At 66.3% G+C, this 8,143-nt stretch carries 8 protein-coding genes; 5 read left to right on the top strand and 3 right to left on the bottom strand.

Annotation, left to right across the window (positions count from 1 at the left end; translation table 11 throughout):
* Positions 1 to 181: 181 nt before the first annotated feature.
* Entirely contained in the window at positions 182 to 331 is a 150-nt protein-coding gene (locus ACIRG9_RS31470) for a hypothetical protein (RefSeq protein WP_402864163.1), read from the top strand.
* Between the two features lie 239 nt (positions 332 to 570).
* Here the strand turns inward: ACIRG9_RS31470 and ACIRG9_RS31465 are convergent, their stop codons facing one another.
* Positions 571 to 1,425 carry a hypothetical protein gene (locus ACIRG9_RS31465; RefSeq protein ID WP_402864161.1) on the bottom strand — a complete coding sequence of 285 codons (855 nt, stop codon included), beginning with the start codon at positions 1,423 to 1,425 and terminating at the stop codon, positions 571 to 573.
* A 396-nt stretch (positions 1,426 to 1,821) separates the two neighbouring features.
* Between ACIRG9_RS31465 and ACIRG9_RS31460 the strand changes: the two genes are divergently transcribed.
* The 3 genes from ACIRG9_RS31460 to ACIRG9_RS31450 all read left to right on the top strand — a co-directional run bounded on the left by ACIRG9_RS31460 (position 1,822) and on the right by ACIRG9_RS31450 (position 5,444).
* A complete protein-coding gene (locus ACIRG9_RS31460) occupies positions 1,822 to 2,781 on the top strand; it encodes a hypothetical protein (RefSeq protein WP_402864158.1) in 960 nt (319 codons plus the stop codon).
* Between the two features lie 77 nt (positions 2,782 to 2,858).
* Entirely contained in the window at positions 2,859 to 4,466 is a 1,608-nt protein-coding gene (locus ACIRG9_RS31455) for an insulinase family protein (protein WP_402864155.1), read from the top strand.
* 288 nt (positions 4,467 to 4,754) lie between these two features.
* Positions 4,755 to 5,444, top strand: a complete 690-nt coding sequence (locus ACIRG9_RS31450) for a hypothetical protein (RefSeq protein WP_402864152.1) — start codon at positions 4,755 to 4,757, stop codon at positions 5,442 to 5,444.
* A gap of 118 nt (positions 5,445 to 5,562) precedes the next feature.
* Here ACIRG9_RS31450 and ACIRG9_RS31445 read toward each other — a convergent pair whose 3' ends face one another.
* On the bottom strand, positions 5,563 to 6,363 hold the full coding sequence (locus ACIRG9_RS31445) for a hypothetical protein (protein ID WP_402864149.1): 801 nt from the start codon (positions 6,361 to 6,363) through the stop codon (positions 5,563 to 5,565).
* 315 nt (positions 6,364 to 6,678) lie between these two features.
* Here ACIRG9_RS31445 and ACIRG9_RS31440 point away from each other — a divergent pair, with 315 nt between their 5' ends.
* The gene (locus ACIRG9_RS31440; RefSeq protein WP_402864146.1) at positions 6,679 to 7,359 is read left to right on the top strand and encodes a hypothetical protein; all 681 of its coding nucleotides are present in this window, start codon (positions 6,679 to 6,681) and stop codon (positions 7,357 to 7,359) included.
* A gap of 151 nt (positions 7,360 to 7,510) precedes the next feature.
* Here ACIRG9_RS31440 and ACIRG9_RS31435 read toward each other — a convergent pair whose 3' ends face one another.
* On the bottom strand, positions 7,511 to 7,945 hold the full coding sequence (locus ACIRG9_RS31435) for a hypothetical protein (RefSeq protein WP_402864143.1): 435 nt from the start codon (positions 7,943 to 7,945) through the stop codon (positions 7,511 to 7,513).
* Positions 7,946 to 8,143 lie beyond the last annotated feature (198 nt).

Here is an 8,143-nt window from a genome sequence, read left to right as displayed (position 1 = left end):
CAGACAACGTCACGCCACAGCACCGTACCGGCCGAACGACCCCTCGTCAGCTCACTGAACTGACCAGCACTAATGCCCTAACTTAATGGCATTGAGCCTAGAACACCACTCCTCGCCGCCTCTTGATGACACAGAGGGGTGCCAGATGAGGGCGGGGCTTCACCGATGGGATGCTTGGTCGGTGGAGGACAACCATGCGCCCGTCGAGTTCGTACTCGGCGACCTCCGCTCGCTCTCCGACGGCGAGATATGGGCGGCACCAAAGCCGTTCGCACGGCCGGAAGCGATGACCCTCGACGAATTCCGTCGGCACGCGGCTGCCAGTTGTTGACAACATAGGGCATCTGTACCCCACCCCATCACGGCCGCGACACGCCGGCGAGGTCGGCCAACGCCGGGGGTCGGGTGCCGGCAGGTGCGTGTCCTGGTCGAGCCAGCGGTTGACGAGGAGCGAGCGGGTGATCTTTCTCGTGCTCGGTGAGGGAGGTCCGTGCCCGCTGCTGCAGGGATGCGCCGACCAGGGCCTGCGGCGGAGGTGGGGGAGGCGCATGCGAAGCGGCCGTGCCCGGGCTACTCGGTCTGCTGGCCATCGGCGTCGGATCGCCAGTCGGCGAAGAGCTCGGCAAGCCTGGTTTTGGTCTGGTCGGTGAGGATTCTGGTGGCGTCGTCGCCGAGCGGCTTCAGGGCGTGTTGACGTACCGCTGCGTGTTGCGCTGGTGCGGGGCAGATGAACACCGCGAGGATCCGTAGTGCGCGCAGAGCTTCTTCGTTCGTGATGAGGTCGAGCAGCGGAACGGCCCCAAACGCCGCGGCCTGGAACCCTTGCCACACCTTGTCAACGATCAAGCCGACAACAGCTTCGGTGACGTGTGGCCGGTTGGCCTGCAAGGCCGACCCCAGGATCATGCCCTTGACCTTCTCCGGGATGCTGTTGAAACCGTGTCGGGTCACCTCGATCGCCTGAATCAGCCCGATGAAGAGATCGCACCAGCCGTGGTTGGTGAGCTCTCGCTTGACGCTGGTGGCGTCCGCAGCGGCGCGGTTTAGTTCCGTGGCGATTGCCGGCCAGGCCCCACGCGTCATCATCTCGGCGAGCGCTGTCACCTGTTGGACGGGCGACGGATATGGCTCGCGGTGCTCGGACCCGGCAGGCGGCGGGACAGCGAGCCAGTCGGCGATGTCGACGCGGGCACGGTCCGTGCTGATCTCCTGGTTGCCGCGATTCTGCTCCAGGCGCGGCGGGCGGTGCTTCGTCCAGACCAGTCCGCTCTCGAAGGCCTCCCGCTTTCTCTGGCGGAACTGGTAGTTGTGGCTGGCTTGGTCGAGCCAGCCCTGCACGCCGTGTTGGGAGCCGCCGCACTCGGTGCAGCGGCAGCGATGTTGCTGGGCTGCCTCGCAACGAGGGCTGTGCTTGCCGTTGTCCATGCCGCGGCCACCTCGCTCATCCGGTCTACCCCGTTGGGATGCTCGAACGGTCGCTGACGTAATAGAACTACGCGAATACGTTACGTCACCGGGCTGCTGATGCCAATGCCGGCGGTGATCGACGGACATCGCTTTGCGGGGCGGCTTGTCCTTTGCCCGGTCGCCGCGTACGCCGGCAGAGCCGCCTTCGTCCGGCTAGCAGATCTGCTGCTTGCGTGTTTGTTGCGGAGCCCGACGATTCGGCCAGTGATGCCGACGGGCTGAGACCCCGACCGTGAGGACCGGACGGTGGTTGGTGCGGCACGGCGTTGACCGATGGTTGGTCGCCGTTGGGCTGCGGGCACTGACCGCGAAGATGGGCTGACGGGCGCGGTTGGCAGCCGTATGATCGCCGCCGTGATCAACTTGCTGTACCGCCTCAGTCCGGTGCGCACCGACTTGTTCGATATCTACCCAGATCTGGCGCCGCTCCGTGCATCGTTCAAGTCGGGCAACTGGAGCGGGGTGTCAAGTTACTTTGAACGCCTGCCGGTCCGTGCGGACCGGTCCGTAGCGGTACGGGCGGTTGCGCGTACCCGAGGCGTTGAGAGCTTCTTGCAACGCGTGGTCGACTCGGAACGTGACTCATCGCTGGTCCGCACGCTGCTCGGCGCACGCCTCATCGTCATGGCCTGGGACGCCCGCAGCAGACTGCTCGCCCAGTATGTGAAGCAGGCGCAGTGGCAGATGTTTCACGACTACCTGCACCGGGCCGAGCGGCTGCTCGCCGATGCCACCACTATTGACCCGACAAATGCCGCCGCGTGGACCGAACGCGTCACCATCGCCCGAGGACTCGGCCTCGGCGTTGACGAGGGGCAGCGGCGGTACGACCGGGCCGCCGAGCACTGCGACGTCCCGTATTTGGCGCAGGCGGAACTCACACAGAACCTCTGCCCGAAGTGGGGCGGCTCGTCGTATGCGCTCCTGACCTTCGCCAGAGGATGTCTGGAAACCGGCAAGCCGGGCACACTTGACGGTGCGGTTCTCGCGGACGCGTTGATCGAGCAGGCCTTCATGGAGGACGACTACTCGCTGATGAAGCAGAGCCTCCAGCACGGCTCCGTTCGCAGCGAACTCGCCCGGGCCGCTGAGCAGACGGTGCTCCATCCGGACTTCGACCCGTCCACGCACGGCGCCGTGGCAGCCCACGCGACCTTTGCGTACGCATTCTTCATCGCCGGCGACTACCAGCGGATGGCGCCGCACTTCGCCGCGCTCGGAGACCGGAGCAACTGGTACCCCTGGGGGGTCTGGTACGGCAACAAGTGGAAGGACACCTTCCGCTCCGCCCGCAGGGCCGCCCGCAAATGGTAGACGAATCCGGCCTGCTCGAGGCTGATGGAGTTCCGGTACTGATGGCGCCGACGTCCGGCCCGGTGAGAGCTGGGCTGATGTTCCGCGTCGGCCGGGTCGACGAGACCCTGGCGACCAGTGGGATCAGCCACCTCGTCGAACACCTGGCGCTGCACCGACACGGAACCCCGGACTACCACTACAACGGAATGACCGGTGCCACGACTACACAGTTCGTCATCCAAGGTTCCGGGGACGCCATCGTTGCGTATCTGAACGACGTATGCGCCGGCCTGCGGGACCTGCCGCTCGAACGCCTCGCCGTCGAGAAGAAGTTGCTGGAGACTGAGGCCAACAACCGACCGACGCCCGTCAACCAACTGTTGCCGCTGTGGCGACACGGTGCACGCGGCTTCGGTCTGGTCAGCTATCCCGAATGGGGCGTGCAGAGCATACGCGAGGAACAGGTCCTCGAATGGGCGCGTACCTATTTCAACCGGTCGAACGCCGTGCTGTGGATCGCGGGCGACAGGATTCCCAGCGGTCTTCGGCTCGACCTTCCTGATGGCCAGCGATGGCCCCTTCCCTCGTCCGCAGCCCCCACTTTGCCGGCCTACTTCGCCACTGACTCGCCAATCCTGGTAATGGACGGCCAAGTTCCCCGCACACAGGCCGCAGCCGCCTTTGCGCGAGCCCTGGACCGGGTGCTCTTTCGCGAACTGCGACAGAACCGCGGGCTGTCCTATACCGCTGCAGCGGCCTACACCACCGACGGCCGCCCGCATGCCACCGTCACCGCGATCGTGGACGCGCAATCCGACCAAATCGGCGACGCCCTCGACTGCCTCCTCGCCGAAGTCCGCAACCTGGCCCAGACTGAGACAGCAGACTCCGAGCTGGAAACCATCCGCGCCCTCGAGCTAGACGGCCTCAGCGATCCCGACGTCGATGCCCGGCTGTTGCCACGCCGGGCAACGGACCTGCTCACCGGATTCCACAGCGCCACCACCCGAGAGCTCATCGACGGCTTCCGCACTATGACGGCCAAAGAGGTCAGCGCCGCCGCCGGTACTTTCGTGGAAACAGCAATGCTCATGCTGCCAGGCTCGCACGCCCACCGTGCCACCGGATTCGAGGCCGCGCCAACCTTCTCCCGGTTCGCAGCGACCGGCAAGCGGCACCGCTCCCGCGTAAGCCATGACGTCGCTCTCATCGTTGGCGACGACGGCGTCAGCCTATCCATCCCTCAGGGGGCATCGACTGTTCTGTTCGATGACTGCACCGCCATGCTGCGCTGGCCCGATGGTGCACGGCAGCTGTTTGGCGCAGACGGAATGACGGTCCGAATCGAGCCCACGCTTTATCCGTCCGCGACGGCCGAGCTCGACCGAATCGACTCCCGTATCCCGCAGACAGCAATCGTCGATATGCCCGCCCGCCAGCCCAATGAGATCCCGAAGCCGTCGCGTGCACGCAGCCTGCGCCGACGGGTGCGGTCGTGGCTGCTTCCCCGCCGCGCGTGGCTCGACCGAGTCGCAAATTCACGCGGTGGAATCCGCCAGCTCCTGTACTCGGTCGGACTTGCGATAGCTGCCTCGGTTTTGGCGATCTCGGCCTTCGCGTTCAGCTACCCAGGTCTGCTGCTGTTCGCCACCACCTTCCTGGGAGCGCTGATATGGCGCCGCAAGGACAACGGGTATTGGTGAAACGACGACTTCCGGGCCGATGAGCCGCCGCGCGAGTGGCTGGACTCGGTCGCGCACCAACTCCGGCCTGATGTGGACTTTGGCGAGGCGGGCGTACGCCGCCTGGCCGAGCACGGGATCGGCGCAGCACAGTGACAGATCGTCCGCTGCTGTTTTTGTCCCGCACCGGGTTTGATGGAAACTCTCCATCAAACCCGGTGCTTGACACCCGGCATGAGCCGGCGGCATCACGTCAGCGTCTGCGGCTCTGTTGTGTGGCTGGGAGGGTGGCGCGGTTACCACCCGTTGATGCGGGTGGCCATTGCCGACGGCAGGTGCCTGCCCTTCGATGGCGGCGCGGTTGCCGGAGTCGGTCCACTTGCCTGGCCGCAGCCGGTTCGCTGGAGGCCCGACGGTGACTCTGCCGCCGATACGGTGCTCATCGCGGGCATCGGTCTGCCGAAACTACTGGTGATGGCCGCCTCCGGGGCAGTTCTGAGGCAATGGACGCTGCCGGGGCCGGTGGTCATCTCCGATGCCGGCGGCAGCTACGGAGTCAGCAACGATGGCCGTGTCACGTTCCTCAGCGGTCGACGCACGGTCATGACTTTTCATCCGGCGAGCGGTGTGCAGGTGCTGTGGCACCACGAGCGTGATCTCCGCCCACAAACGCCAATCCTCCACGGCGACACGCTGTGGCTCATTGACGACGCCGGCATCGCGGTCATCGACCTGAGCCATGGTGCCGTCAGCGACGTACGGCATCTACCGCACGGCGCTGTCCGCGCCGCGGCCCCGGTGCCCGGTGGCGCGCTGTTCGCCTTCGCTGACGGCTCGCTGGTTGCCATCGACCCCGCTGCCAACGTCGTCGCCCGGATACGGCTATCGGCGCGGGTTGATCGGCTGGTTCCCGGAAACGACGGTCTGACGCACGCAATCGGCGAGGGGCACCTCGTCACGCTCGATGTTCCGGCCACGGCAACCGCCCCGCTTCGTTAGCGAGGATCCGCTCACTGCCGGAAGGAGCTCGTAACGCAGCGTTACAGCGAGTTGCGGCTGGAGTCCGGACCTGTCGAAGGGGAGAAGCTTGTTCCTGGCCGTGTGGGACGTCTACGTGTTAGGTCGAGCGGTCGGTTCGTGGCACGATCGGGTCGATGGGCTGGTCGGTGCTGTTTTCGGCTTCGAGCCAGTCGGCGAGGTTGAACGTGCTGCCGCACATGCCGCAGCTGGCCCGGCCGAACAGGGATGTGAGGCCGTACGCGAGGGTCGTGTCGCCGCCTGCGACTGCGGTGTCGTGCATCCATCGGCCGATTCCCGTCAGGTCCTGGGCGGTGATGGGGTCGAGCGGACGGCGGCTGATGTCGCCGTCGTTGTGGTCGCGGATCGCCGAGTAGTGGCCGTAGTCGCCGATGACGATTGCCAGGCGGGTTGTGCAGTGTGGGCAGTTGAGATGGTAATGCTCGTCGGTGAAGTCCAGGCTGATCGAGGCCCAGAACGTGTAGCCGGCGAAGGCGAGCGCGTCCTGCAGCTGCTGGACCAATGCAGGACCGGTGTATGTGGCCAGGCGCGCCCGGGCAAGCGAGTGCAGCACTGCGAGGGACTGCGGGTTGGTGCGGACCAGGTCGTCGTGTCGGTGGTACCGATGCAGGGTTCGTACGATTACCGCGGCGAGTTGCAGCGCTCGTTCCCGGAACTCGTTGGCGCCTGAGTGCGCCAGCCGGCTGAGTTGGGGGAGCGTGGCGAAGCCAGCCGAGCAGCAGCACTCTGCCTCGACAATGAGCCGGCGTTCGACCTCGTCCCACGCGGCGGCGGTGGGTTGGCGTCCGAGTCGGTCGAGCAGCCTTCCGATCACGACGCCAGAATCGCCGTGTACGTCCTGCACCGAGCGCCAATCGATCACCCGGCGATCCAACACCATGTTCTCAACCCGTAGGTGGGCGGATCTGCCGCCCAACGGGCGCCGGCGGTGGTGCTTGCTCGTGTCGACGCGCGGAGCCCGCAGACGAGGAGACGCGGTGTCGGATCGCGTGTGTACCCGGTGGTCGTGCACCATGCTGCCTGTGCGTGTCGAGCGTCGGAGTTTCTTCGTCGAGTCTGTCCGGGTCGTCCCTGAAGGCTGGCGTTTGGAGGGTGAGCCGGGGTTTCACCCACGGCACTGGGCTCGTCCTAGAGACCGCTTCGATCGCGCATGCGGCGACCACGGCAGGCAGGGGCGGACGTAGGCCTGGTCGTGGTGGAGCTCAGCGACTCTCACGCCATTGTCACCGGCTCCGGCGGCGACCAACTCCGACCCGACGATGTCCTCTCCGGGGAACGCGTCGCGGAGCATGACGACCCAGGGCTGTCGAGAGACAGCAGCTCCGTGAGCGACATGACGGAAGTCCTGGCAGGGTTCCTGGGCCTACCGGCGCTTGGAATTGCAGCCAGGGACGGATACGACTGGTCACCTGTCGAGGTGGAGCTGGGTGTCAAACTTCCAGAGGACTACAAGCGGTTCATCGACTCTTACGGTGCCGGCCTCATCGACGGTCACGTCACCGTCTGCGCCCCCGGCGAACTGCGCGACTGGGCAGAGCTGGTGCAGCACAATGCCTTCGCTCACGAGTGCGTTCGCTTGGACTTCGGAGGACCCGACAACGACCCCGAGGGCTGGCATCTGGCTGACTCGTCGCAGGATCGACTGCCCGTGGTGCGCGGACGGCCCGCCGGGCACGCTCCGGTTGGCTGGTTCGAGCCCGACACCGTGTGCTTCGAGCCCGCCCACAGTGTGGTGGAGGCTGGCCTCCGCAAGTGGGCGCTGTCCGACGACGAGCTGGCTGCAGTTCGCCGAGGATGCTGCCAGCGAGCTGGAGATCCCCGACGTCGATGGTTGGCTGCGGTTTCGGCTCGCGGTGAAGCCGGCGGCGCGGCGTAAGCTGCGGGCCGGGCTGGAGCGGATACTCCAGCTGTCCAGTTGACGGCCCCGCGCGTATGGGTGCGTCCTCTGCGGCATGTCCGTGAAATCGGCGCAAGATGGCGCCACTGGCACCCGGTCCTGCTCCCGCCGTTGCCGATGCGCCAGCGGCTCAGGCGAAGTCGGGATGGTCGAGATCGACCGTCACCGAGTTGCCCAAGTTGTTGGTGAACGTGGCGAGCCTGCCACGCACCTCCGCCTTCTCGAACGGGTTGGAGTCGGTCAGCGCCGCGATCCAGATCAGGTTCCGGTCCTTGTCCAGCCGGGCGAAGAAACCTTCGGAGCCGTGAGCTCCTTCGCCGCCGCAGACGTAACCGGAACCGTCCGGTATGGGGACGTCCGCGCCGCGGTGGATGTCGACGTGGGTCACATTGTCGGGGTCTTCACCCAGCAAGGCATCCAGGTCGAGCGGCGGGCCGAGATCGAACCAGTCCAGCCTCGCTCCGCCACCCAGCTCGACAGCACGTGCAGAGCCATCCGCCCGGAAGAGGCCGTCCCACCCAGGCGCGAGCCCCTCGGCCCACAGTTGAACGATCTTGGTGGCCACCCCTCGCCTCCTCTGTCCTCCACCCAACTGCTCCAACCAGCCCTGCCAGTATGGGCAGCCCCTCTCGTCGCGTTCGCGCTTGCTCGGCATTCGTCTCTCTGCGGCGCACGCCTCGCGGCAGATGAGGACGTCGGCGTCTTCCTGCGCGGCACTGCGGTTGAGTGTGATTACCGGCGGGCTCTCTGGTGGCCAAGGCCG

It is taken from the genome of Micromonospora sp. NPDC093277 (genome assembly GCF_044765245.1).
GTDB lineage: Bacteria > Actinomycetota > Actinomycetes > Mycobacteriales > Micromonosporaceae > Micromonospora.
This window is presented reverse-complemented; position numbering and strand designations above follow the sequence as displayed.

What these genes read in the sequence shown, in the direction of transcription:
- ACIRG9_RS31465 (WP_402864161.1), bottom strand. Translation starts at nt 1,425, where the DNA reads ATGGACAACGGCAAGCACAGCCCTCGTTGCGAGGCAGCCCAGCAACAT.
- ACIRG9_RS31455 (WP_402864155.1), top strand. Translation starts at nt 2,859, where the DNA reads ATGTTCCGCGTCGGCCGGGTCGACGAGACCCTGGCGACCAGTGGGATC.
- ACIRG9_RS31450 (WP_402864152.1), top strand. Translation starts at nt 4,755, where the DNA reads ATGCGGGTGGCCATTGCCGACGGCAGGTGCCTGCCCTTCGATGGCGGC.
- ACIRG9_RS31445 (WP_402864149.1), bottom strand. Translation starts at nt 6,363, where the DNA reads ATGGTGTTGGATCGCCGGGTGATCGATTGGCGCTCGGTGCAGGACGTA.